This is a genomic window from Mucilaginibacter gynuensis (assembly GCF_039541195.1).
GTDB classification, from domain to species: domain Bacteria; phylum Bacteroidota; class Bacteroidia; order Sphingobacteriales; family Sphingobacteriaceae; genus Mucilaginibacter; species Mucilaginibacter gynuensis.
Window position 1 is genome coordinate 212,506 of sequence record NZ_BAABFT010000005.1, and the last position, 25,538, is coordinate 238,043.

Annotated in this window: 20 protein-coding genes; 10 read left to right on the forward strand and 10 right to left on the reverse strand. The window is 42.3% G+C overall.

Annotated features, from left to right (window positions below):
- Positions 1-80: 80 nt before the first annotated feature.
- Positions 81-845, reverse strand: coding sequence for a LytR/AlgR family response regulator transcription factor (locus ABD894_RS11870; RefSeq protein ID WP_345211250.1), 765 nt, complete (start codon positions 843-845; stop codon positions 81-83).
- Positions 846-1,058: 213 nt separating this feature from the next.
- Here ABD894_RS11870 and ABD894_RS11875 point away from each other — a divergent pair, with 213 nt between their 5' ends.
- From ABD894_RS11875 to ABD894_RS11885, 3 genes are all read left to right on the forward strand, one after another.
- On the forward strand, positions 1,059-2,051 hold the full coding sequence (locus tag ABD894_RS11875; RefSeq protein ID WP_345211251.1) for a hypothetical protein: 993 nt from the start codon (positions 1,059-1,061) through the stop codon (positions 2,049-2,051).
- 31 nt (positions 2,052-2,082) lie between these two features.
- Positions 2,083-2,538 (forward strand): hypothetical protein, encoded by a 456-nt coding sequence (locus tag ABD894_RS11880; RefSeq protein ID WP_345211252.1) that lies wholly within the window; start codon positions 2,083-2,085, stop codon positions 2,536-2,538.
- A 67-nt stretch (positions 2,539-2,605) separates the two neighbouring features.
- Positions 2,606-3,415: a hypothetical protein gene (locus ABD894_RS11885; RefSeq protein ID WP_345211253.1), complete on the forward strand. Its 810-nt coding sequence runs from the start codon at positions 2,606-2,608 to the stop codon at positions 3,413-3,415.
- 503 nt (positions 3,416-3,918) lie between these two features.
- Here ABD894_RS11885 and ABD894_RS11890 read toward each other — a convergent pair.
- Positions 3,919-4,827, reverse strand: coding sequence for a hypothetical protein (locus tag ABD894_RS11890; protein ID WP_345211254.1), 909 nt, complete (start codon positions 4,825-4,827; stop codon positions 3,919-3,921).
- Between the two features lie 57 nt (positions 4,828-4,884).
- Between ABD894_RS11890 and ABD894_RS11895 the strand changes: the two genes are divergently transcribed.
- The 4 genes from ABD894_RS11895 (at position 4,885) to ABD894_RS11910 (ending at position 11,536) form a co-directional block, all read left to right on the forward strand.
- Positions 4,885-5,619 (forward strand): hypothetical protein, encoded by a 735-nt coding sequence (locus tag ABD894_RS11895; RefSeq protein ID WP_345211255.1) that lies wholly within the window; start codon positions 4,885-4,887, stop codon positions 5,617-5,619.
- A gap of 349 nt (positions 5,620-5,968) precedes the next feature.
- Complete coding sequence (locus ABD894_RS11900; RefSeq protein ID WP_345211256.1) at positions 5,969-6,139, forward strand: hypothetical protein; 171 nt, start codon at positions 5,969-5,971, stop codon at positions 6,137-6,139.
- 81 nt (positions 6,140-6,220) lie between these two features.
- A complete protein-coding gene (locus ABD894_RS11905; RefSeq protein WP_345211257.1) occupies positions 6,221-8,212 on the forward strand; it encodes a histidine kinase dimerization/phosphoacceptor domain -containing protein in 1,992 nt (663 codons plus the stop codon).
- A 36-nt stretch (positions 8,213-8,248) separates the two neighbouring features.
- Positions 8,249-11,536, forward strand: coding sequence for a CHAT domain-containing protein (locus ABD894_RS11910; protein ID WP_345211258.1), 3,288 nt, complete (start codon positions 8,249-8,251; stop codon positions 11,534-11,536).
- A gap of 154 nt (positions 11,537-11,690) precedes the next feature.
- Here ABD894_RS11910 and ABD894_RS11915 read toward each other — a convergent pair whose 3' ends face one another.
- From ABD894_RS11915 to ABD894_RS11950, 8 genes are all read right to left on the reverse strand, one after another.
- Positions 11,691-12,248: a biliverdin-producing heme oxygenase gene (locus ABD894_RS11915; RefSeq protein ID WP_345211259.1), complete on the reverse strand. Its 558-nt coding sequence runs from the start codon at positions 12,246-12,248 to the stop codon at positions 11,691-11,693.
- Between the two features lie 56 nt (positions 12,249-12,304).
- The gene (locus ABD894_RS11920) at positions 12,305-13,003 is read right to left on the reverse strand and encodes an HmuY family protein (RefSeq protein WP_345211260.1); all 699 of its coding nucleotides are present in this window, start codon (positions 13,001-13,003) and stop codon (positions 12,305-12,307) included.
- A 144-nt stretch (positions 13,004-13,147) separates the two neighbouring features.
- Positions 13,148-15,505, reverse strand: coding sequence for a TonB-dependent receptor (locus ABD894_RS11925; protein ID WP_345211261.1), 2,358 nt, complete (start codon positions 15,503-15,505; stop codon positions 13,148-13,150).
- Between the two features lie 17 nt (positions 15,506-15,522).
- Positions 15,523-16,734 carry a hypothetical protein gene (locus tag ABD894_RS11930; RefSeq protein WP_345211262.1) on the reverse strand — a complete coding sequence of 404 codons (1,212 nt, stop codon included), beginning with the start codon at positions 16,732-16,734 and terminating at the stop codon, positions 15,523-15,525.
- Between the two features lie 25 nt (positions 16,735-16,759).
- Entirely contained in the window at positions 16,760-17,794 is a 1,035-nt protein-coding gene (locus ABD894_RS11935) for a hypothetical protein (protein WP_345211263.1), read from the reverse strand.
- A gap of 32 nt (positions 17,795-17,826) precedes the next feature.
- Complete coding sequence (locus tag ABD894_RS11940) at positions 17,827-19,002, reverse strand: hypothetical protein (RefSeq protein ID WP_345211264.1); 1,176 nt, start codon at positions 19,000-19,002, stop codon at positions 17,827-17,829.
- Between the two features lie 35 nt (positions 19,003-19,037).
- Positions 19,038-19,934, reverse strand: coding sequence for an HmuY family protein (locus ABD894_RS11945; RefSeq protein ID WP_345211265.1), 897 nt, complete (start codon positions 19,932-19,934; stop codon positions 19,038-19,040).
- A 186-nt stretch (positions 19,935-20,120) separates the two neighbouring features.
- Entirely contained in the window at positions 20,121-22,463 is a 2,343-nt protein-coding gene (locus ABD894_RS11950) for a TonB-dependent receptor (protein ID WP_345211266.1), read from the reverse strand.
- A 430-nt stretch (positions 22,464-22,893) separates the two neighbouring features.
- Between ABD894_RS11950 and ABD894_RS11955 the strand changes: the two genes are divergently transcribed.
- Genes ABD894_RS11955 through ABD894_RS11965 form a run of 3 tightly spaced genes read left to right on the forward strand, consistent with a single transcriptional unit; the run spans position 22,894 to position 25,534 of the window.
- Positions 22,894-23,697 carry a heme/hemin ABC transporter substrate-binding protein gene (locus ABD894_RS11955; protein ID WP_345211267.1) on the forward strand — a complete coding sequence of 268 codons (804 nt, stop codon included), beginning with the start codon at positions 22,894-22,896 and terminating at the stop codon, positions 23,695-23,697.
- Positions 23,697-24,734, forward strand: coding sequence for a FecCD family ABC transporter permease (locus ABD894_RS11960; RefSeq protein ID WP_345211268.1), 1,038 nt, complete (start codon positions 23,697-23,699; stop codon positions 24,732-24,734). Before ABD894_RS11955 ends, ABD894_RS11960 begins: the two co-directional genes overlap by 1 nt.
- Entirely contained in the window at positions 24,734-25,534 is an 801-nt protein-coding gene (locus tag ABD894_RS11965) for a heme ABC transporter ATP-binding protein (RefSeq protein WP_345211269.1), read from the forward strand. The genes ABD894_RS11960 and ABD894_RS11965 overlap by 1 nt, the downstream gene beginning before the upstream one ends.
- Positions 25,535-25,538: the final 4 nt, after the last annotated feature.

The window sequence follows — 25,538 nt, forward strand, 5'->3', positions numbered from 1 at the left end:
TAAAGTAAAAGGGTAAACTCCTATTGCTTGTGGCCTAATATAAATGGCTAGACATTGACAAATGCCCAAAGCCAACTGATCTAAATAAACCTAAACCTGTTTCGTATTTCGTTCTTATATGTTTTCCCTACCGGAATCTCAATATCTTCTATCCATAAGCGGTTTTCCTGTATCCTTTTAACGCTGTTAACGTTGATAATAAAAGAGCGATGCACCCTTACAAGGTTTTTTGCAAAAACAAGCTTCTCTTCCAGATAACTCAGGTTTTCACTGAACATAATATCTTCAATAGCCTTTTCATCGTTCTTTTTTGAGCCCCTGTACGATAGTTTGCAATAGCTTCCGTCAGCTTTCAGGTAAAGAATATCAGCTATCATGATTTTTTTATACCCCTGCACATCCTTAACAAAAATACTTTCGTTAATAATGTACGATGAATTGGCGGCATGGGCGAGCTCCAGGTTATGCCCTTTCATTGCTTTTAATGCCAAATCAATAGCTATTGAAATATCAAGCCTCGTAAATGGCTTGGTAATATATTGCACTGTGTTTGACTCATATATAGCCTTTTTGCGTGTATACTCATCTTTATCATCAGTTATATAGATAATGGGAGCTGTACTTATTTTTCTGATCTCAATAGAAGTATCGATCCCATTGGTATTCTCGGCCAAATGAATATCCATAATTATAATATCGGCAAAACCCGGCTTAAAATTTTCAAGCGTAGCGGTACCCGATGTAAAAACAGCAGGTACTTCATAGTCCATATTTTCCAGCATTATTTTTAAAGACTCGGCTATAATAAGTTCGTCTTCTACAATAAGCACTTTAACTTTTCCCATTTGTAATTATCGCTTTAGCTGTTACATGGTTAAGTAAGGTATTTCGAGCGAAAATCACAAGTAAATAATGCCTTTTTCATTCGTCGTTTAATACCGCTCCTTCACAAGGAATTTATCTCCCTTGGTAAACTTCGTCTTCGGGAATGTACCCTAAAATTTAACTTTATTGAGTACTCCAAAAAATACAATGAAACACTTTTACAATTAAATTTTATGAACCCCTGCAAATGGCTACCACTTTTATGCCTCATTATTTTAATAAGCTGCTCAAAAAAGAAAGACGTTGATATTGAAAATAAATGGTCGGGCACACCTGTAATATCAGAGATAAGCAAAGCCCTTACAAACAACCCAATTAATACAGATAGTGCAACTGTGCAAGACGCAACCGGTGGCAGCGTTGTTAACGATAACATTAGTGTTTATATACCGCCTCATGCTTTTACACTGGCTAACGGAACAGCAATAAACGGAAGCGCGCTGGTAAAACTTGAAACTATAACAACAGTGAAAGACATGGTGCTTTCCGGCATCACAACCATATCAAACAAAGGCTTGCTTGAATCGGGTGGCATGATCAGAATATCGGCTTATGACAATAAGGGTAATCCTTTAAAAGTAAACAAAGAAATATCGTTAGTATCAAATTTCCCGGTATCAAATTTTACATTCGGTTTCCCCTCAGCGTTTAAAGGAACCCCTACTGCTAATAATAATGCAAATAAAATAACATGGGCATTATGGGGAACAATAAGCCCGGATGGGATACCAACAGGACCGGTAGTTATGCCCCCTACAAATAATACCCCCGACCGTGGCATCAGCATTGTTAACATTGACGAAATTTTTACCTGGACCAACCTTGATGCTTACATCACCTCAACAAGCCCGCTTACAGACATTACGGTTACGCTACCTAATGGCTTTTCAAATTTAAACACACAATGCTGCTTTAACTACGCGGGTATAAACTCATGCGCTTACCTATCGGCAAATGCTGCTTTAAAAGTATTTACAACCAATGGTTCGGGATATAAGGTGATTAGAGGCAGGGCTGCCAACATTATAGTTATGGCCAAAAAAAACGGAACATATTATATACAGGTAATAGCGGTTAAGGCCATTGGCGATAATCAAACAATTAATGCTGATAACCTTAAAGAAACAACGATGAACGGCATCAAACTGATTTTAGCCGGGTTATAACAAATACCATACAAAGTTTAAATAAAAAACAATGAACACAAAATTTAAATTACAGCTAACGGCTACAGTTACGGCGCTGCTTTTAATAATTGCAGGTACAACTAAAGCTCAAACAACTACACCTGCAAATGCACCTGCAACAACGGCAGATAAGGTAAGTTCCACAATTGATCAGGCTAATTTGGTAAAACAGCAGTTAAGCGCGTTTGGGCCGGTATTTAAAAAGAAGCCAAAAGATACAGTATTTGTTTTTATATCAAACATTAAATATACCGATGCCAATCTTACCTCATTAAAAAGCAATATCGCAGCTAAAGGAAAAATCACTGTAAAATCAACCTTGAAAGAAGGCATTGTCATTTTAAAAGTAATAGGCACAAATGATGCTTCGGTAGTTTACGATAATCTGGATAAAAACCTTCAAAAAATATTTGAAGCCAGCAATATTGAAGACAACAAATTACTATTAGAATACAAGGCCCAGTAAAGCATTTATTGCCCATGCACTACACCGAAGTAGTGTAACATTGAACCCAAACTTAATACATACTTTGATGAAAAAATTTCTACTTACCGCAATTTTGGCTACAGCATTTCTTGCTGTAATGGCACAGAGTGAAGTTGTTGCTCAAATTGATTCGGTTAAAAAACCTGCACAGCGCGCAATTAAACCTAAAAATCGTAGTAAACTCGATAGTATAGCAGGCGCTTATAATACAAAACAGGGGCAAAACCAAGCGTCCTCCCCGCAACAAAGTTCAACGGGGGCAAAAGCATCAGCGGCTGCATCAGCCTTAGGAAAGTTATCTGATCTTTTTCCGGGCAGAAAACGTAATAATACAGGCACCGGCAATTCATCATCCGCCGGTTCATCAGCACCAACTAATAACGGAAGTGCGCCGTCAACAACCGAGTTGAACGTAAACAGCGGTAAAATGTCAATAAAAAATATCGACAATGGCATTGACTTTACAGTTACAGGCTGCATCGGAAATTCTCATAACCAAACGGTTACGCTTTACTTTAGCTTTAGTAACCCAAACAAGGTTCATCAACTTATAAAAATGGGCTTTCATAGTTATAGTTTAAAAACCAATGCCCTCGATAATGAAAGTAATACTTTTGATGCGAGCCTGATTACCCTTGCCGGCGAAAATAATACTAATAACTATCGTACATTATCAAAACAGTTACCTACCGGTAATAGCATGAAAGGGTCGGTAACCTTTTCAAACATTTTATCATCTGTGCAACAGTTTACCCTTGTTAACTTACTTACCGAAACCAGCAATTGGAGTGGCGGAGGCGACAAAAAAGGTGGATTGATTGAAGTAAGAAATGTGCCCATAACATGGAGCAATTAAGCTATATAATTTATAAGAACGATACACAAACAGCTATGCTGTTTTGCTCCTAAACCATATCGCATATTGTGGGCAGTTCATTTTATGAGCTGCCCTTATTGCTAAAAAGATCAACTATATATAAACCTGCAAACACGCCGGATACAAACTCAACAGATACGATATAAAGAAAAAAATGTTTAAGATCTGTAATGCTGAAAAATGCCTGGCTAAACATCAACACAATTTCGAGCAGGTTTAATGTTAGCAAACCATAGTAACTAAGATTAATATAGGAATTTGTTAATTTTTGTCCCTTATTAGGATATTGATAAATGTTTTTCTTTATAAACCTTAAAAATAAGGTTACATACAAGCAGCTTAGCGGTAATATAATATATATAAGTTCTCTAAAAGTACTTAAGCTGAAGCCGCCGCTATTAGTAAGTAAAAAAACACTTAAAACTATAAACACACGACTTGTAAGACCTATTTTAACTAATCTTATTTTTAATGATGCTTCGTTATAGCCCGGCATGGAAAACTTGTTTAAAAAGCGTGTTTAAAGTATTATTATAATTTTTCAACTGAGCATGTAAGTCGGGCTCAGTTGCCGCATCATCATAATCGCTTTCATTTTTAGGCGCCTTAAATATACCGCCGGCGTACAAAACGGTGGCCATATAATTAATTTTGGGCAGTCCGTTCTTGTCATCGTCCATGGTAATAATAAGTTCAATAATTTCGTTATAGTTACCATGGGTTACCTGCCCAACTATATTGCGTATTTTAAGTTGTAAAAAATGCCCACCGGTATTTAAAGATTGTATTTCAACATTGGTTCCGCTTTTATGCTTGTATTGCTTAAAGTGGGCACTAAAAACCGGAAGGTAATTATTTAACCCACCTACTGATCGTTTTAAGTTATAAGTATTACTTAGTATTGAATTTATTGGCGGGGCATTAAAATCATAGTTTACGTTTAATTCGCCCCCCATAATTGTATTGATCTTACTATCATCTTTAATCTTTCCGTCAAAATATATGTTTAGCAAAAATACCCCCAATGTATCGGCTTGCGTTATCACTTTTACATTATTTATTGGTAAATCGCTGTAAGTTGCCAGCTTAGTAAGCATCAGTTCATTTAAATTGATGCCTTTATTTTTTAAGCCTTCACTAACGTAGTTCCATGCTGTTGCCATATCTTGCAGGTCGGTATATTTTGCAGCAGGCTTTAAAACAAGCACCTTTACCGGCGTAATGCTCCCTTTTACGGTATCATTGCCAATAACAGGAGGGCTTGTAATAGTCTTTAACTCATAAGCTTGTATTAACTCATTTAATTGAAAAGTTTTCAACCATTGATTATACCGGCTGATCACTACACTATCGGTAACACCTTTTTTTTGAGCAATCGCCGGAATTGTCATGGTCAAAAAGGCTAAAAAAACTAATTTTAAGGTCTTAGTCGTCATCGTTTTAAAAATATGGAAAAAACCGGTAAGATATCTCTACATGCGGTAGCCGCCCAATCCCTTTTTCAAATATGTTTTAAAAATGCAGATCTGCTGCATAACGGCGAGCTCAAAAAAGATAGGTGGGCTTTAAACTTGAGAGATAAAATTCAAAATATCAAACAAATAACCGATAAATGCACAGATATATCGTGGATAGAGTATCACAACTATTTACGCGACCGGTATAATAAAATATGCAAAACTATAGAAGATGGCAATCCTAAAAGGTTAATGGGCTTCGAATACCTGATGATTTTGCCGGTTTTAATGTACTCGAATATTGCAGATCACGAAAAATTCAACAATAAATTTACCGACACCGTTAAACCGGTGAAAGAAACATCGCCCGGGAAATTAACAGCGGCCAATATTGAAAACGCAAACGAGCCGATAGGTATACCGGTATTATACACTCCCAATTCGTTTGGTCGTTTTGATATTCTGCGAAACCCTGATAATGGCATACTGCATTTTTACCCCAACGGTGACTTAATATTTGACGGCAACATTCATCAACTTATACGGCGCGATGCAATAAAAAGCGTAGACACACACCATATGTTTGGTGATAACACGACATGGGTAAAAATTCAGTACAACCGCGAAGGCAAACTCGCCGTGGCCTATTTTGCACAGATAGATCACGGCGCCAATAATTTACTACTTACCGAACCTCACGATCTGTTAAAACTCATTAACACATAATAAGGCGTATTTTTTTGGACAGTTTTACGCACTTTTCATAAACTGTAGTGCCACTTAGCAGCCATAGAATGCTACGCACGGCATCGCCATAAGCATAACACTTTAATTATCAACAAAATACATATAATTTTATTTGACACATACGTGCCCTTCTGTTAGGCACGTACGTGCCTGCTAAGCGTGCATTTTCTTAATACCCGGCTAATTTTACAATCGTAATCAGCGCGAAGATTACATCGTTCTTAAGGCTTTTTCGGGGTTCGGGCGGACATTATGGGCGACAGCGCCCCCTCCCCTGAAAAAAGCCTCCTGTCCTCCCTTTTACTCAAAAACTAAAAGGAGGTTACTAATGAAACCTGTAAAATTAAGTGTAGCTATAATAGCTATGTGCATTGCTGCTTTATTAACAAGCTGTACAAAAGATGAAGTAAAACCATCTGCTTTAAAATTAAAAACAATAATGGAAGGCGGCGGATCTGAAACCCCGCCACAATTGCCACCACCGCCGCCACCGCGCTAAGTATAACACCGGGCTGTAAATAATTATTTACAGCCCTTTTATTTTACAACCCTGCTAATTATTAGTACGTTAAAGGTTAATATGAATCCCCTTCCTAAACGCCCTTCAAATATCACTTTTACAAGATATTTATTATTGCTTTTGCTGTTTCTTGCTAACCTTGCTGTTGCTCAAAAAACAAACACCAAAATTGCCGCTGCCCTAAAAGAAGCCGCTGCTGTTTATAACGCCAACCCCAAACAGGCAATATTACTTACACATAAGGCTTATGAATTTGCTGCAGCCGAAAAGCTGCCGCGTGAGGCGTTACTATGTGCTAACACTATTATTTATTATTACTGGGGAATACAAGATTTTAACAACGCACGCATCTTTTCGCAAAAAGGGTTATCGCTGGCCAAAGCAAACGGGATTGACTCGCTTGCAGGTGATTTTTTGACATTAAGCGGTGCAATAGCCCAGGTGAATAATAACTATAAGCAAGCTATTACCAATTATACCGATGCAGTTAGCTACTATAAGAAAAACAACCTTCAAAAAAGAATTGGTAATGCTTATGTTAATATTGGCACTTGCCAAATGAGGCTTTCAAATTTCCAGGCAGCAAACGTTTATCTTTTTCAATCGGCCGGTATTTTTAACCGTTTAAAAGATACGCTTGATCTGTCGGCAACATACAATTCCATAGGGGCATGTTTTTCTTCGTTACATGATAATAAAAAAAGCATGGAGTATTACCGCAAAGCATTGTTGTTACGCCAAAAAACCGGTGATACCACTTTAATAGCCCAATCATTAAATAATATGGGATTTGCCTTTAGCGAAAATAAACAGCCCGATTCGGCCATTCTTTACCTTTCAAAATGCCTGAAATTACGCAGCAATGAAAAAGATTCGAGCATATTGGTATTAACACTTCTCAACCTAGGCTCGGCATGGAAAATAAAACATGATTTAAGCAAAGCCGAAATTTACATTTTACGTTCCCTTAATATAGCGGCCAATTACAACATGAGGGAAAACAAAGCCCGCGGTAATTTAGATCTCGCGAACCTCTACCTGGCTCAACAAAAATACAAACCGGCTTTATTGGCCATCAGCAAGGCAGAAAGTATAGCCCGGCAACTAACCCTTCCGGATTTATCAGAAAATATTTATGAGGTAAAAGCTAATATATTTTCGCAACTCAATGACTATAAAAGCGCGTTAATATACGATCGTAAAAAAGCTGCATTAAAAGACAGCTTGTTCAACATTGACAAAAGCAAGGCTATTTCAGAGCTTGAAATAAAATATCAAACCACTCAAAAGGAAAATAACATTATTGCGCTTAACCGCCAAAACGAGTTGCAACGCAAAATTGTAAGCCAGCAAAAAAGTTCAATCATCATATTAATTATTGCAGCGGTACTGCTATTTATGTTATTGGCAATTGCCTATAACAGCTTCAGACTTAAAAATAATGCTAACCGGCGTATTCAAACCCTTATGCAGGATTTGCATCACCGGGTAAAAAATAACCTGCAAATACTAAGCGGGTTGTTCACTATGCAAATTGAAAGTTTGAGCGACGAGAGTTCAAAAGCTGCACTTAGAGAAAACGAAACCAGGCTAACTTCAATGAACCTAATTCATAACAAGTTATACTTAAATCACAGTACTACTCAAATTGAAATGGAAGAATATTTAAGCAAATTATTACACCATGTAAAAGCATCGTTTGGCGGCGATAAAGCAAAGTATATCAACCTTAGAGTAGAAATAAGTTCGCTTATGCTTGATGCCGATAAAGCCGTAGCCATTGGTTTAATAGTAAATGAATTAGCAACCAATGCCTTTAAATACGCGTTTGACGATCGCCCCGGCGAAATATATCTTAGTATACAAAAAACCGGGAAAGAAAAAATATTGCTTAACCTGAGTGATAACGGCAAAGGTATTATTCCTGATGCTAAGAAAGACATACCCTCTTTTGGCCTAAAACTGGTAAATTTAATGACACGGCAGCTTAACGCACAAATGACGGTTAAAAATAATAATGGTACAGCCTATCAATTTGAAATAAATATATAATTACACATAGCCCAACGCCTACTCTCCTGTTATTACATGAAAACCATCACTATCCTTTTCACATTATTATTTCTTGCCGCATACAACGTATCACTTGCCCAGGATACAGACGAACAAGCCCGGCTTGAAGAGATAGCCGAAATAAAAAAACTGGGCAGTATGATTAAAATTATCAATCTGGAGTACCAGGGTAAATTTAGCGAAGCCATCCCGATACTAACTAAAAGGGTTGATTCGCTGAAAATTGCGGTGGATAAAGACCCTGAACAATTAACGCAATATTTACACGAGTTAAGGGTTTTGGCGCTTATGTATGAGTTCACCGGCGATTTTTCAAAGTCGGAACTATTGCTAAAACAGCCTTTAATTAATACAGTAAGTTATAGCGGTGCCGAGCCTGGCCTTGAACAGCTATACACCATCAATCAGCTATCAAAGCTATATGAAAAGATGGGTAACTTCAATGCTGCCGAAAACCTGCTGGAAAAAATGGTTTTTATGGAGTATGGGCATATTAAGCCGCAAACCGAAAAAGAAATGTATAGGGCTTACATGTTCAACTTGTTTCACCTGTCAGATTCTACGCGAAAAGCAGAATCGGCCGAAAGAATAGAGGAACTGACAAAGAAAACAGACGCCCAGTCAAAAGCTGAATTGGCCATAGCTATTGAGGCTCATAAAGAACTAATGGCTCTTAAACCTGATACTGCTGAATTGGAGAAAGGTATGGAGCAACAATGGGAAGAGTTTTCAAACCCGAAGATAGAAAGCGAAGATAAAGATGAGGCGGCAGCTATGAAAATGACGCAATCTTTAATGAAGATGATAATACGGGGAAGTGCTGCCAAGCCGGTCAATAAACCACTTACCGCTGCCAATCTTGCACTACTGCGGCAAGGAAAAATAACATTTGACGGCTACAGGAACGGGCTGGCTTTGGCCGAACCATGGAGTGAGGTACAGCGTTTATTTGCAATTTACAGCAGAAATAAAAATTACACCGCCGCAGAAGCCTTAATGAAGCAAGCTATTGCTGTTGATAACCGCCAACCCGCCAATGAAATTGATCCTACGGCTGACTTTATAAAGCAGATGATGCCCATGGGAGTGGCAAAAATGATGGACAAGCAACTGGATAAAAAGAAACTGGTTTCATCAAACATGCTGCAACTTGTTGATGTTAATGAGAAACGTGATGGCGTAGACGTTTTTTACATACAAAACAATGTTCTTTTAGCTCAATTATATAAAGAAACCGGCAAAACTACGCAGTACAATAACCTGGTTGATACCGTAACCCTGTTGTGTAAAAAGTTTGAGAATTCTACTAATCCAATGGTATTAAATGTACTTGCAAATTCATATAACGCTATCGGGAAAACAGATGAGGCTGTCATAGAATATAAAAAAATAGTAAATTATGCCGAACGGCAGCCAAATGGTAAAGTAACCGATTCAAAACTCTACTTAAGTTCACTGCAAAAACTTGCAAACCTATACCTGCAAAAGGTTGACTTTACAACTGCCGAAGGTTTACTGAAAAAAGCATTAGCTTATGATAAAAAAACATTAGCCGAAAAATATCCGGAGCACATGGAGAGGGTGCTTAACCTCATTCAATTATACGAAACCACTAACCGTTTTAACCTGGCCGAGCAGTATTTTACAACAATACTTGGCCCTGTAATGAGCAGTATACAAAACAACTTTAGCTTTTTAAGTGAACAAGAGAAAATGGCGCTGTTGAATAATCAGGTAGCGGCATTTGATCTATCTGCATCGTTATTAATTACAGACCCTAACCCTACTACCGAGTTTGTGCTACAAGCCTGCAATCAGCAGTTGCGGTTAAAAGGTCTCGTACTTAATGATGAGGCTAAGCTTTTAAATAACATTCGCAAAAACAGTGATACGCAACTAAAACAACTTGTTAACCAATGGAGTAACAACCGGTCGGCAATAGCCTGGCAATATACCCGCCCGGCGTCAGCAAGTGTAAGCCATATTATTGATAGCCTTACCAGCGTAACTAATGAACAAGAAAAGCAAATCAACCGGCTATCAGCATCGTTTTCAAGCTACAGGCAAAATAACCAAGTAGATATTAGTCAGGTTCAGCGCAATTTATCTGACGGAGAAACAGCGATTGAATTTGTATCTTTTAAATATTACCATAAGGGCCGGGCAGATTCTACCCGGTACGGCGCTTTCATTATCCCTGCGGGTAGCGCGGCTGTTCGTTTTGTACCTTTATGTGAAGAAAGCAAATTAGCGGCACTATTATCAGCAGACAGAACCTCATCAAAACAATTTATAACTTCACTTTACGGCGACGGCTTAACACCCGGCAGTAACAAAATAACAGGCAGAAAAAGTGATGCTTTATATAAATTGATATGGCAACCTCTTGTTCCGTTTTTAAACGGAACAACGAAATTTATTATTGCACCTGCCGGTTTACTTAGCCGTGTAAACTTTAACGCGCTTCCGGCCGATAAGGATAGTTATTTTATAGATAAATTTGAAATAAGGCTGTTTAACAGCATAAGGCAAATTGCCGAAAAACAAAACAATACTTCCTACAGCGGCCCCGATGCAGTATTATATGCCGATATTAATTACGGGCTTAAAGCAACAAATTTATCCTCAGGAGAAAATAAAAATATAACTGGTTCTTACTGGCCGCAGATGCCGGTTACGCTTACCGAGGCTAATTCACTTAGTGCCCTGTACAATTCAGCCAAAGAAAGCACTTTTGTTATCACCGGAGATGCGGCTACTGAAGAAAGTTTAAAGCAGTTAAGCGGAAAATCGCCCAGGCTGTTATACATTGCTACCCATGGATTTGCAAAACAGGCCGTTGTTACTAACACAGGTACAAATAATGGCCTGCAATATTCAATTGCTGATAACCCAATGTTCAGAAGCGGCATTATTATGGCCGGAGCAAACTATGTATGGAGCGGCGGAGCATCTGTTGAGGGTAAGGACGATGGTGTGGTTACTGCTTATGAAATAGCAGGCCTCGACCTTAGCAATACCGAACTGGTGATGCTGGCCGCCTGCGAAACTGCCCTTGGGGATATTAAAGGCAACGAGGGGGTATTTGGCTTGCAAAGAGGTTTCAAATTGGCGGGTGTACAAAATATGCTTTTAAGTTTATGGAATTTACCCGTATCGGAAACTATAGAACTAACAAAACAATTTTATCAGCAAAAATCAAATAACAGCATGCCAATTTACCAGGCTTTCAGATCGGCTCAGCTTGGTATTCGTAAAAATAATCCACCCTACAACTGGGCTGGTATGATATTAATTGAGTAACCTATTTTGTGCCTGCTCCTGATGAATACAATAAATGGAGGGCTTATCCATATTAAATTAAACCACAAGGTTTACAAACTGGATAAAATAAAATGTCTTCCCCTATCCGGAGAAGACGTTTTATACTTTTATAAATAGAATTAATAGTTGCCTTTTAGGCTAACTTAAATTCAAATACGTCGGAGAAATTGGCAAATGTTTCGTTTGCCGTGTTAATGGCTACCGCTTCATCAGCTTCAGTACTTGCCGCCTGGTTTAATACATCGGTAAATGTTGCCCACATACGGCCGGTATCTTGTCCGTAACCTGAGAAAAACGAAAAACCTTTATCAACACCACCTTTTTGAAGCATTTGTACAATATACGGGCCACCCATAATAGAGCCTTCCATAACATACAGCGCGCCAAGGGCTTCAACAACATTACCTATTTGCGGAACAACTACCGGCGGCAACTCATTTACATCAGCGCCAAGTTCTTCAATATCATTTTTAATATAAGCCGAATCACGACGGGTAGAATAATCAGGAAGTACATCTGCTGTTACATACGGGCGTATGGCATTTTCTAATGCATTGAAATATGCATAAAAGTGTTTCAGTACATCTGCATAATCAGCATTGCTACGAACAGCTTTTAGTTTTAATACCACCTTTTTCTCCAACTGTTGGTGCGCACTTTGAGTGGCTTCTTTAATTTTAGTGCTAAGCATATTTATTAGTTTGGTTTGTTTTCAGTTTAATTACGAACGGCATTAGCCGGTCATTGTTATTTCGTTTTAAGGTTCCGGCTTCCATCCTCCTGTACAAAGTAACGGAAAGTTAAATAAGGCGCGGGCCAGTAAAGATCGGTAACCGCCGGTGGATTACCTTTGTATACATTGATAAGCTCCAGTTTGGCAAATTTACCTGATGTAAGCTTAATAATGTACGTCCGGTTTTTAAGGGGCTGCATAATGTGCGTACTAAGCGTATACGTATACCAACCGGCCGAACCTTCAGCCTCCGCCCGGCCGATCACACTAACTCTGCTCTGTGTAAAGGCATCATCGCCCGGCGCTTCGGTTACTTTATCATACGTGTTATCTACCTTAACTACGGCATTGGTAGCAGGCCCTTCGTAGCCGGGGTTTACCGCAACGCTTCCGTTATTAGCATACACCTCACTGTTATATAATCCTGTAAAGGCGATATCCCAGTCATTTGTTTTTAAATATTTGGCCGAATCTGCTTTAGTTTTGATCCATATCTGTTTTTGATCCTTAAACCGGAACAAAAAGATATAGAACGGGCGTTGCTCCTTTCCCGGTATATCCTCCCCTAAAGATGCCTCGGTATCGCCCGCCAAATCTGTTATCACCGTGCTTTTACCATCCTGCAAAAGCGTATTCGGACTAACATCATTCTTTTTGCACGAACAGAATGCCAAGGTTGCCAGCAGTAGTGTTATAGTTATTTTGTTTTTCATTGTTGGCTAAAATTGAATCCTATCCGGATATTATTTTTAATCAATCTAAATAAGACGCAAATATCGTTTCCATTTCGTAAAGAAGCGTATGCAATCCGTTTTATTTTGTATGCTATCCGCTTTATTTTGCGCATATCAGTAAAATTAACGCAGGTTATACGATACCCCTGCGAAGAATAAACGCCCCGGTTGTGATGGTACTTTCTGGTCTACAAAGTCGAGAATGTTCTCTGCCGTTAACCTAACGGAGATTGTTCTGTCCCTGAATTTCTTTTCCAGCCCGGCATTCAGCAAGTAGTGATCTCTCACAAACGTATCGAAACGGTCCATATAGCCATTGCTGTTTTTATCGCTGAACGGATAGGTTCCGCGGTAGCTAACCCTTACGTTTCCGCTTAGCTGCGTTGGCGCGTGGGTATAAAATATCCTGCCGTTAAACATGTGTTTCGAGCGGTTCTCTATCCCCCAGTAATCACTTGCGGTTGGCTGATAGTTTACCACCCCGGTATTAGGGTCAAACAGCGGCGCGTAGAATTTGCCTCCCTCCCTGATTTCATCCATAACGCTGCGATCTTTAGCGATCAGGTACTGATACCCGCCACTGATCTGCAAGCCAGGAAGCGGTGTAATAGTCAAAGATATATCGGCACCTTTGTAATACGCCCTGGCATTGTTGCGGTACGAGTAAATGAGGTTACCGTTAATATCCCGCCCTATTAATACGGGGTTGATCTGGTTGATAATATCATGATAAAACACGCTGGTTTCAGTCCTGATCAATTTGTCTTTCGACTCCCAGATTAGCCCCACGTTGTACGACTTGCTCATTTCGGCATTTAGCGCTAATCCCTTTATCTCGTTGTATACGCTTTCCAGTTCGTACTGGCTCACCTGTCCGCTTGCTAATAAATTATTGATGGTATTACGCAATACGTTGGTACCCACCATGAGGTAATTATTTGATGGATTGTATGACGTTTGAAAAAGCTTGCGCATATCAGGCGCTTTAAACGCTGTACCATACGCTGCCCGCAATACAAAGCCGCCGAAGAAGTTATATTTCAGCGCCAGGCTCGGGTCTAAACGCCAGCCGTATTTCAGTATATGGTCGTACCGTAAGCCGCCGATGGCTTCCAGCTTTGGTAAAATATGCCAGTTGGCCTGGCTGTAGCCAAAGTATGCCTTAATATTGTTTTGATCGCTCAGGATGTTTTCGTCGATACTTTCAATGGTACCGCCAATGCCCGTAATTACATCTAACTTGTTTGGGATGCTGTATGCCACCTGCTGCTCTAAACGGTTAAACAACTGGCCGAACTTGTTTTGGCTAAGGCTATCACCCTGCGACAGGGTAACGCTCATATCGGCATTGTAGCGGGTGAGGTAATAGCGGGTCATGCTACGCCAGCGGTTTCTGAAACGATGTTCAAAATTAGTGCTCAGGTTAATGTCTTTTTCATCTAACACATCCTGGGTTTGATACTTTACGCCAAAATCTTTACTCATGAAACTACGGCGCAAGCCAAACCTGCCCATTACCGAAAGCAGGTTATTATCGTTAAACTGGTAACGGAACCTACCCTGTATGCCATAATTATCATAAGGCGGCGCTGTTGTACCTTTAATTAAACCCTGGCTGGTGTTAAACCCGCCTGTATGGTAATAATTGGTGTTAAGGGCAACACTGCCCTTTTTGTTTAGGATAGGAGTTTCGCCATCGAGCGATACGTCAACAGTTTCGTTTGTGCCGTAACTGGTTGCCAGGTATCCCCTTGGCCGGTCTACCTGGTGTTTGGTGATCACGTTGATGGTACCACCCAACGCGTCGCCGCCATATAGTAGCGAGGCCGCACCTTTGGTGATCTCTATACGTTCAACGTTACTTACGCTGATCCGCGACAGATCGAAATTACCGCCATTACGGCCTACCAGTGGCTGCCCGTCTATAAGCACCAGCACATACTCACTGCCAAAACCCTGCATTTGCACCCCTACGGAACGAGCGCCGCCGGAGATATCATTCACGATAGCGATACCGGTTTGTTCTTTTACCACTTCATCCAACCTGCGGCTTCCCATCAGTTCAATGGTGCGCTTGTCGATAATAGTAACGGGCATTATGCTGTTCTCTACTTTTATCAGGGTTTCGGCATTACGGTTGCCCTGCTTTTGTGTGCTTACGCTTACAGCGTTTAATTGATTATCCTTTTTTTGCAGCGTCGCATTGAGCACCCGGCTGCCTGCTGTAAGTATGAGGGTGTCGGTAAAAGTATCATAGCCAATATGTTTTACTGTAACTATGGTTTTGCCCACAGGTAAATTCTTCAGTTCGTAAACGCCTTTGTTGTCACTGCCTGTTTTAGTAGTGCCTGCGCTAATGGTAGCGCCTTGTATGTCAAGCCCTTCGCTATCGGTAATTTTACCATGTAAAATTGCTTTTTGCGCGGAGGCCTGTGTAATAGCAGCAATAAAAACACCTAAGCAAAGGAGTAGTTTCTTCATGTTCGGCATGTTGTTCATTAGTCCTTTGTTTTCAAATTACGGCTTCCGTCCTGCTGTATAAAATACCTGAAGGTGAGGTATGGCGAAGGCCAGTTCCTGTCGGTAAGTACCTCGGGCGCACCTTTGTACATGCTGATGAGTTGCAGCTTACCGTACTTGTAACTGTGCTGACCGGTGTTAGCATCGATAGTTTCCAACCGCAAATAAAACGCACGGTAAGGCAATGGTTTGGCAATAAAGGTTGAGCCTAACTCATACCAAGGGTTCACCCCCGGACCAAACTCTGATGAGTAACCTATTTGCAGGAAATCCGCAGGGCGATTATCAAAAAACAGGTCTTCGGGCGCTTCGTTCATAAACTCGTAGCCATACTCGTACATGATCAATGACGACCTTGTTACAGGGCTACCCGTTCCCGGCCCCGTTTTTGCACGACCATTATTTAACCAGATGGTACTGTTGAGTTCACCCGTAAAGGCAATATCCCAGTCGACCGTTTTCAGGTACCGTGCAGAATCTGCCGCGTCGCGGATGAACTGCTGCCAGCCATCCCTGAAACGGAACAGGAACATGCTGTACCTGCCTGCCGCTTTTCCGCTTTTGCTGTATTCTATCTGTACAAAATTGTTGTTCTGGTTGTAGTTGGCATCGTTTACCATCAATTCCCAGGCTTTGCCGTTATAACGGTAAACCCGGTTATTGTCGTTATCACGATAAGCCCAGCCTTGTTGCGGGTTTACCGGCGGGGTTGTAATGTATCCCCGCCAGTTCACAAAAATGCTATCATTTGCAGCTATACCCCTGTTGCCATCAATCCCCATCTGGTACCACGCGTTGCTACGATAAATGTAACGGTAACCATCGGCTGTATTCAGGTAGGCATCGTTATTAGTAACGGTAACCGGGTGACTTGCCGCATTGGCCAGCCATTTGATATTGGCCTCGCTGTTACCATCCACCCCTACCGCGGCATTGATAATTTCGTTACCGCGGGGCACAAAACGTATAGAGTCCGTCCAGCTGGCGGTATAATAACGCTGGCGTAAATACAAGTCGCCGGTAGCGTAGTTATCATCCCAGCCATCGGTGGCCAGCGTATCGCCGGGCAGGTCGTGTACTACCGTGCTGTGGCCGTCATCGTAACTGGGCCTCGGGTCTTCCAGCTTATAGCAGGAGTACATAAGGCACAGCAGGGCGCATAAAAAGGTATAGCTGATTATTTTGATCATCAATATAAGATATTATATAATGCGGCTACTGTACAATTGTACCCGTAGTGCTAAGAAACCCGCGCAAGTAGTACGATGAAAACAATGCTTCGGCCGGCGGTGCCGATTTATAAATGAACCGGTACTGTGTCATATACTCGCCCTTGTATTTATCAAGGTTAGGCAAGGTGATCTCTACGGTATTATCGCCCTTAACAATCCCATCTCTGATCTCTACTATCTCAAATGTTTTTGAAAAATATAACCGTATATGATCAATGTTCCTTGCATGATAGTAGCTGGCTACCTTACCACCGTAATTATCGCTCATAGTATAATTAATGGTGATCTTATCGCCCGAATGTATAGGCTGGCCATCTTGTACCAGGTTAGAGGATTGAGTAATGTTGGTAATAGGCGGCGTAATGAACCTAACATCAAAGCTTTTGGCTATACGGTTACCGGCTTTAACATATAATTTGTGCATCCCGGTATCCTGCTCGGCAGAAAAATCGGGCAGGGTGGCACGCATGCCGTAATTGGTGATGCTGGCACGATCAACGGTTAAAGGTATTTCCACACCATCAGAGACCCTTTGTAAATAGGCCTGCAACTGCGAGGCATCGGTACCCGACAGGAAGTACTCGCCAAAAATGGTCATCTGATTGGTTGTTAACCATGTAATTGGCCCCGAAGCGCTTGAAATTATTGGTGTAGGCAAGCCTACTAACGGGTTAAGCTTATACGTTTTAATATCACCGTTTTCGGCGGTTACCGTGTAAACAGTGGTTTTGTTGAAAGGTACCGCAGTGCCCGAAGCCGGGCTGATGGTCGCTTTTCCGTCAATTACTATTTTAGGTGTAATGGTTGCCGGAAGCGCTACATCAGGGCTCCAGTTAACGGTGATGCTATCGCCGCTTATGAAACATTTGGTAGAGTCGCCGGTGGCATTCAATACAGTGAATACCTTAATATCATTATAAGGGCGTTTTTGGTATTCGTACTCGGTTTTTTTACACGATGAAAGGCAAAGCCCGGCCAAAAGTATCAGCAGTGGAAGTACGCTATATATTTTTCTCATTTTTTTCTTTGAATTGTGATTGAATAAAAGGGTTATTGGTTTGGCTTGATCTCGAAAGGCGCATAAGGCATACCGCCCAGCAAATTGGTGTTACCCCAGGCCGTACTGTTAAAGTCAAAATAGATCCCGAAGCCGGTGTATTGTATCTGGCCCATGCCCGATCCCATATTCACTTCGTATATACCCGCCGGTATCACTTCAGGGAATATGAACTTGATCTCTGTACGGTTCTGGCTAATGATTTGCAGGTCAATTTGCTTAGTAAACAGCTCTTCAGGGAAATTTGCCGGACGCGTAACCAACCAGGATTTGGCAAGTATGATGTATGCACGGGCAACACCTGTATTTACACCGCTGCTGGTAGCGTTTTCGTTTGGTGTGGCCAATTTCATGGTAACTGTATCACCTTGTGCTAATGGCTTAGGTAAAAAACCAAAGAAAGGTTTGGTATAAACAAGGTGAATGGTAGGCAGGGTATCTTTACGGCCCTGGTGCTCAGCAATAATGTAATAATAACCACTATCGGTACTGGCAGATATATCGGCTGTTATGTAATGTGTTTCAGGGTTACGGGCAACTAATTTAACAGACAACGCGTTAGGTACAGCTACATTAGTCTGTTTGTTTACCAGAGTAAGCTTCGCGGTATTAGCGCTCGATTCGAGGTTACCAAAAATTGTAATACGCGAGTTAACCGCCGCTTCCTTTTCAGTTACATCGTCCGCTATTACATTACCATTAGCATCCCTGGTTACAAAATAACCCATTTTAAGCGCGTCTTTATAAGGGGCAATCCTGGTGATGAGTGTATACTTGCGAATGTTGTTCTTATCATCCTTAACCCTGTAGGTATAACCAACAGTATCAAAAGGAACAGGATCAAGATTTTCCCTTACATCTATGCTGTTACCCTGGGCATCAATAAGGGTAGCGCCATCGGCGAGTTTAATTTCAGGTACAATTAAATTGATGCTTAAATAATAAGGCACTTCAACAGTAATGGTATTGTCTATATCATCAACCACGCCATTAATGGCTTCAGGGGCATTGGTTATGCGGTAGGTTGTAATACGGTTTACGGGGTCTTGCTCATAAGGTACTACCTCCTTCTTTTTACATGAGGACATCAGCATACCCACGCTTGCAACCAATGCCACCAACGGAAGGGCAAAGGTTTTATAATTGTTTTTTAGTTTAGATTTATTCATCTATTTGAAGATTTATATTTAAAGAATAGTTCATTTTATTTTTCTACGATAACCGTACGGGTGCTCAAATTCACCGTCATAGGTTTTCGGCGGGCAATAAACCCAAAGCGTTTTTCGTCGGCCTTTACTACCATGTATCTTAAGCTGATGGCGTAACCTTTACCCCTGTTCATTTCAAAAGGATCGATAGTATTTTTGTAATAGCTCAGCATTTCTACCTTGGCGTAATTGCCCTTTGCCGTTCTTACCAGCAGTGTTCGGCATTTGGTTGAGTCGCCATTTGTAGTTACCGGGAAGGCTTTGGCAAAGTCTTCCGACAGGGCATACATCATGTGGGCATATTTGGCAGCTTCTATCTGAACAGGCGGGTCGTAGCTGCTATCAGAGTACCCTAACACTTTATCAGGCCGGAATATGTTGCCAAAAAAAGTGTAGGCCACGTGGCCCATCGGCTCACCGAAAAAACCTATGGCATCCAGGCCCGAACGGCCGGGTACTTGAAACTGGCTATCATCGGGTATTTCGGTAACTGTACTGTAAGGCTGGTTAGTAAGAATGATACCTCCTACTGATGCCGAACCATAACCCAAACCGCTTACCTTGCCGTTGTTACCGGCAATTTCGCTGCGCGAATTGCCATGAAAGGCCATATCCCAGCGGTTGGTAGTTTTATAGGAAATACGCACTGATGAAAATTTTTCGAGGCTGAAGTATAGCGGATCTTCACTATCTAAGGGCATATCACCGGCAGGCAGGTTATCGCCCAGGTTACGGATCAATATTTCCCTGCTGAATACCGAATCACTTGGCGGGGTATCGGGCTGAAAATCGGTTCCGTTAAGATCGTAGGTTTTTCCGCATGAGAATAGCAGCAGGGCGATAACTGCCGGTAACACGGATTGCCCGAAAAATTTGAGTATGTTTTTATTCATTGTATCTTTTGAAACTTACCTTTCTCCCCCATTTTTATGGTGCTTGGGAAGATGATAATGTGGCTCGATTTAAACACTTATTATTTTTAATTAATCTAAATAAGAATAGTGCAAATATCGTATCCCTTTTGGAAATACAGGTATGCAATCCGATTTATTTCGTATGCAATCCGATTTATTTTCGCCTTAATCCTTAAAAAAACGGTAATTAATACCTGCAAGAATTACCCTGCCCGGCTGTCCCGGAATAAGCGGATCGGTATAACCCATAATGTTATCGGCAGTGATACGAAGGGTGAGGTGCTCCTTCATCAGGCGTTTTTCAACAGCCATATTCCATAGCGCGAAACCGCCCACAAAAGTGTCGTACCTGTCAATAAACTGGTTGCCATTAGCATCGGCAAACGGGTATTTACTGCGATAAGTGAGCCTGCTGTTGATGCTCATATCCCAGGGCGCATATACATAAAACACCTTAAGGTTTGCCATGTGGCGTGAGCGATTCTCTATACCGAAATAAGATGACGGTGTTGGCGGGTATGAGTTACCCGTTTTAGGGTCGTGAATGTTTTGGTTGTAAGGATAGTTACCTTTCTTAATACTGTCTACCACGCTTAAATCCTTCGCTATCAGATACTGATAACCTGCTGATATTTCCACATCCTTTAGCGGCCTTATTGAAAAGGATGCTTCTATACCCTTGTTAACGGCTTCGGGCAGGTTTTGGTAGGTATATATAGGACGGTTGCCACTGCCGGTAGCTACCTGTATAGCGTTTATCTGGTTGCGCAAACGGTGGTAAAACACACCTGCTTCCAGCTTGAAGTTTTTTGATAGCTGCCATTCCGTACCTGCATTGTACGAAGTATTTTGTTCGGCTTTTAAATTGCCGGTGAGCTGGTTATACAGATAACTCCTTATCTCGCTGATCTCGCCCTGGGCGCTAAGCGTTTCGATAGTTTGGCGTAACACCTCGTTGCCCACCACAAAATAATTGGCAACCGGGTTAAAGAATACTAAATACCTGCTCTTAAAATCGGGCGCTTTAAAGCCTGTGCCCACTCCTGCCTTTAGTTTCAGGCTGTTGGTAAGCTGATAATTGAAACCCAGGCTTGGGTTAACGCTGCCGCCAAAACTATTGGTAAAATCGTACCGGAGGCCCGCTGTGGTGGTCAGCTTATCTGTTGTACGCCAGTTAGCCTGCGCGAAGGCAAATCCTGTTTGCACGTCATTAGGTGAAGCTTCGCCCATGTTCGACATTTGCTCTATACCGTATCCCACTCCCCCGGTTAAGTTAAGCGAGGTATTTGGCTGGTATGAAAACTGCTGTTCAAAACGGTGCAGGCGCTGCACAAAGGTATTATCGGTAATGCCGGTGCCACCCTGTAGCCATGAGAGGTTAACGTTCGAGTCAAAATTGGTAAAGTAGTAGCGTGTTAAACCCCGTAGCTTATCGTTAAACCGGTGGTCGAAACTTGCGGAGAGATTTATTTCCGCTTCGTCCTGCGTATCGCTTGATATGATGCCCAGGCCAAAATCTTTGGTCATGAAAGATTTACGTAAACCGTACCTTCCTGTAAGCCCAATACTGGAGTTTTTACTCACCTGGAACTTACCCCGGCCCTGAAAACTATAATTATCATAAGGCGGAGCGGTAGTACCGTTAAGTATGTATTTGGGGTTGGTATTGAAACCATCGCTATGGTAAAAATTGCCTGAAATATTCACATAGCCACGGTTATCGGCAAACGGGGTTTCGGCCTCCAGTGTGGCATCGCTGATATTGAGGCTGCCGTACTGATAATTGATTGATGCCTGCGGCTGCGTTGCGCCATACCGGGTAATGATGTTGATGGCACCGCCCAGAGCCTCGCTGCCGTACAGGCACGATGAAGCGCCCTTTATAATTTCTATTCGCTCAATATTAGATACGCTGATACGCGAAAGATCTAAACTCCCGTTATTGCGGCCCAACATGGGCTGGCCATCAATAAGCACCATAATATAATCGCTGCTGAAACCCTGCATTTGCACACCTACCGAGCGTGCCCCGCCGGCTATGTTATTAACGATAGCCATACCTGTTTGCTCTTTAAGCACTTCATCCAAACGACGGCTTCCCATTTTTTCAATGGTTTCGCGGGTAATCACCGTTACAGGCATGGCACTGTTTTCCGCTTTAATGAGGTTATCGGGCGCGTTTTGGCCTCTGGCTACTATGTCTACCTGCTGCAATTCATCGTTGCTTGCCTTCAGGGTATATTCCAATGCAGCATCTTGCCCTTTTATATTGACCTCGCCGGAATACATTTCGTATCCAACGCAGCTGATCTGCACACGGTACAAACCGGTATAAATCCGTTTCATACTGAAGCTTCCTTTGCTGTCTGTTTCTGTAAGGTGGTTATCCGGCGAAAGTGAAACGGTGGCACGGGCAACAGGCTCGCCGTTTTCGTTGAGCACCCTCCCCTTTATCGAAACCATATCCTGACTGTAAGCACTTGATGCTAAAAAGAGGACGGCGAACATCGTCAGTAATATGCGGGGTAGATTATACAAGCTCGTATTATTTTTAATCATTCTAAATAAAAACAGCGCAAATCTCGCATCTACAATTGAAATCCTTGTATGCAATCCGATTTATTTCGTATGCAATCCGATTTATTTTGCGCTGAAATGGCGGCTTGTATATGCCTGATACATCTAACCATCAGAATACAAAAAGGCTATAATAAAACACAAACAATTGACATACAAATAATTATCAAACAAACCCAAGGACTTACCTCCCGGATGAGGAACAACGAAATACCTCACACCGCAGCAGGAGCTCTTTTGCACTACCGAAAAATTGTGCTTGTTTTGCAGAATGATTAGAATGATTCTAAACAAGTTATTTACCCTTCGAACAAGAGCTACCTCTGCCCTTTTGGCAACTTTGGTACTGTTGTTTGTTGCAATGGCGGCAAAAGCCGATGGCCCTCCTAAGCGCATTATCACGTTGAGTAATGCGCTTAGCGAAACCGTGTGGGCACTGGGCTATGGCAACGCCATTGTGGCTACCGATGTAACCAGCCAGTACCCGGTGCAGGTAAAAAATTTGCCAAAGGTGAGCAAAAACAGGAGTGTATCGTCAGAGGTATTACTTTCCTTCTCCCCTGATCTTGTTTTGGCTCCCGAAAAAGAAGTAAGCAGCACATTACGTTATCAGTTAAAAAACGCAGGCATCAAGCTGGTAACTATAAACCAAACCTACAGCGCTGCCGGTGCGGTAGATTTTATAAAGAAAGTGGCCAAAGCCATAGGCGACCCTGAAAAAGGCGAGCAACTGGCAGCAACCACCAAACAACAGATCAACGAAGAAATTGCTAAAGTAAAGGCCGATAAAGCGAAACCTAAAAAGGTACTCTTCATTTACGCTCGTGGCGCAGGCACCATGACCGTTGCCGGGAACGGAAGCCAAATGGCCGAAATTATTGAATTGGCCGGTGGCACCAACGCCATTAAGGAGTTTAACGAGTTTAAACCCTACAGCACCGAAACCCTCGTGCGGACTGACCCCGATGTGATCTTGCTATTCGATTTTGGCCTGAACAGCCTGGGCGGTACAAAATCGGTGTTGCAAATGCCGGGCGTAATGGCCACCAAGGCGGGTAAGAACAACGCAATAGTACAGGTTGATGGCCCGCTGATGGTAAACTTCAGTTCACGTTTGGGCGAGGCTATCAGCACCCTGCATCAAAAGCTTGCGGCAATTAAATAATGAAAAAGCCGCTGATATATACTTTGATGACAGGCACATTGGTAATTGCCATGCTGCTTGCGCTGGCCATTGGCGCGGTGCATATTCCTCTGCCTATACTTATTGAACTGTTATTGAGCAAAACAGGCATAACCAAACCGGCTGCGGGTTCGCAATTTGAAACTATTTTGTTTGTTGTGCGGATGCCAAGGGTAGTATTAAGCTTACTGGTTGGCGCGGCGCTCGGTATATCGGGGGCAGCTGTGCAGGCCATTTTTCGTAACCCGCTTGCCGAACCCGGTTTGCTCGGTATCTCCGCAGGGGCATCATTGGCGGCGGTGTTTGTAATTGTGTTGCAAGCGAGTTTTTTTACTGTATTGGGCGGCATATTCGGTTATTATGTAATTGCCATTGGCGCGCTTACGGGCGCAACGTTAACGGCCTTTCTTATCTACCAACTCTCCAGCACCAACGGCAGGCCGCAAATTGCCACCATGCTGCTGATGGGTATTGCGGTAAACGCGCTTTGCACGGCAGTAACGGGCTTAATTACCGCCAATGCCGAAGAAAGCGAACTGCGCAATATCACCTTCTGGATGCTGGGAAGCCTTTCGGGTGCGACGTGGGAATTGATCTATGCTATTTTCCCGTTTGTAATGGCCTCACTTATTTTGCTGCCCTTGCAGGGCCAAAAGCTTAATGCCTTTGTATTGGGCGAGCGGCAGGCCGAGCAGTTAGGCGTAAAAACTAAAAGCGTTAAGCGAACGGTCATCATGCTATCCACAATGGCGGTGGGTGCCTGTGTGGCGGTTTCGGGCATTGTTGGTTTTGTGGGGCTTATAGTGCCTCATTTGGTGAGGCTGATGGGCGGTGTAAACAACCGCTTTGTGTTACCGGCCAGCGCTATTTTGGGTGCTACCACACTTTGCCTTGCCGACTTGCTGGCTCGTATTGTAACCGCCCCTATTGAGCAGCCTATAGGCGTAATAACAGCGCTCATTGGCAGTCCTGTTTTTATATTCATCCTTTTAAGAGACAAGAATAAAATATCATCCTGATGCTTGAAGTTAAGGAAATTTGTTATGAGGTAAATGGCCGAAAGATCATCAAGAACGTATCTTTATTTGCCAAGCGCGGCCAGATGCTGGCTATTGTAGGGGCTAACGGCGCCGGAAAATCAACGCTGTTAAGCTTGCTCAACGCGGAGAACAAACCATCCTCGGGGGTTGTTACGCTTGATGGCAGATCAATGTCGGATTTTGATCCGCTCGAACTGGCGCAAAAGCGTGCAACGCTGGCACAAAGCCACCATGTAAACCTCGCCTTTTCGGTTGAAGAGATTGTGATGATGGGCCGTTACCCGCACGAAAAACAGCAGGCACGCGAGCAGGATCAGCGCATTGTTTCGGAGACCCTGCGCATTTGCGGCTTAAAGGATTTCGGCGAGCGCTCTTACCTGCAACTCTCCGGCGGCGAGCAACAACGGGTTCATTTGGCACGTGTATTGGCGCAGATATGGGATCAGCCCGAAGCTGTACTGTTTTTAGATGAACCTGTTGCCGGTTTGGATATGCGCTACCAGCAGCAAACCCTGGCCATTGCCAAAGCCTTATGTAAAAAAGGCATGATGGTGATTGCCGTACTGCACGACCTCAATCTGGTAGCCGATTATGCCGACAGGGTGCTAATGCTCAAGGACGGTCGTCGCTGGAAGTACGGCACACCGATAGAAGTACTCAATACACTCGATATTTACCATGTTTTTGATGTGGAAACCGAGATCAAAATAAACCCCAAAACCTTATCACCTCTTGTTTTAACCAAACCCATAAAAATAAATCATTCGGAGTTAAACTGAGTAT

Coding starts and splice junctions, on each gene's coding strand:
- ABD894_RS11870 (WP_345211250.1), bottom strand. CDS start 845: ATGGGAAAAGTTAAAGTGCTTATTGTAGAAGACGAACTTATTATAGCC.
- ABD894_RS11875 (WP_345211251.1), top strand. CDS start 1,059: ATGAACCCCTGCAAATGGCTACCACTTTTATGCCTCATTATTTTAATA.
- ABD894_RS11880 (WP_345211252.1), top strand. CDS start 2,083: ATGAACACAAAATTTAAATTACAGCTAACGGCTACAGTTACGGCGCTG.
- ABD894_RS11885 (WP_345211253.1), top strand. CDS start 2,606: ATGAAAAAATTTCTACTTACCGCAATTTTGGCTACAGCATTTCTTGCT.
- ABD894_RS11890 (WP_345211254.1), bottom strand. CDS start 4,827: ATGACAATTCCGGCGATTGCTCAAAAAAAAGGTGTTACCGATAGTGTA.
- ABD894_RS11895 (WP_345211255.1), top strand. CDS start 4,885: ATGGAAAAAACCGGTAAGATATCTCTACATGCGGTAGCCGCCCAATCC.
- ABD894_RS11900 (WP_345211256.1), top strand. CDS start 5,969: ATGAAACCTGTAAAATTAAGTGTAGCTATAATAGCTATGTGCATTGCT.
- ABD894_RS11905 (WP_345211257.1), top strand. CDS start 6,221: ATGAATCCCCTTCCTAAACGCCCTTCAAATATCACTTTTACAAGATAT.
- ABD894_RS11910 (WP_345211258.1), top strand. CDS start 8,249: ATGAAAACCATCACTATCCTTTTCACATTATTATTTCTTGCCGCATAC.
- ABD894_RS11915 (WP_345211259.1), bottom strand. CDS start 12,248: ATGCTTAGCACTAAAATTAAAGAAGCCACTCAAAGTGCGCACCAACAG.
- ABD894_RS11920 (WP_345211260.1), bottom strand. CDS start 13,003: ATGAAAAACAAAATAACTATAACACTACTGCTGGCAACCTTGGCATTC.
- ABD894_RS11925 (WP_345211261.1), bottom strand. CDS start 15,505: ATGAAGAAACTACTCCTTTGCTTAGGTGTTTTTATTGCTGCTATTACA.
- ABD894_RS11930 (WP_345211262.1), bottom strand. CDS start 16,734: ATGATCAAAATAATCAGCTATACCTTTTTATGCGCCCTGCTGTGCCTT.
- ABD894_RS11935 (WP_345211263.1), bottom strand. CDS start 17,794: ATGAGAAAAATATATAGCGTACTTCCACTGCTGATACTTTTGGCCGGG.
- ABD894_RS11940 (WP_345211264.1), bottom strand. CDS start 19,002: ATGAATAAATCTAAACTAAAAAACAATTATAAAACCTTTGCCCTTCCG.
- ABD894_RS11945 (WP_345211265.1), bottom strand. CDS start 19,934: ATGAATAAAAACATACTCAAATTTTTCGGGCAATCCGTGTTACCGGCA.
- ABD894_RS11950 (WP_345211266.1), bottom strand. CDS start 22,463: ATGTTCGCCGTCCTCTTTTTAGCATCAAGTGCTTACAGTCAGGATATG.
- ABD894_RS11955 (WP_345211267.1), top strand. CDS start 22,894: ATGGCGGCAAAAGCCGATGGCCCTCCTAAGCGCATTATCACGTTGAGT.
- ABD894_RS11960 (WP_345211268.1), top strand. CDS start 23,697: ATGAAAAAGCCGCTGATATATACTTTGATGACAGGCACATTGGTAATT.
- ABD894_RS11965 (WP_345211269.1), top strand. CDS start 24,734: ATGCTTGAAGTTAAGGAAATTTGTTATGAGGTAAATGGCCGAAAGATC.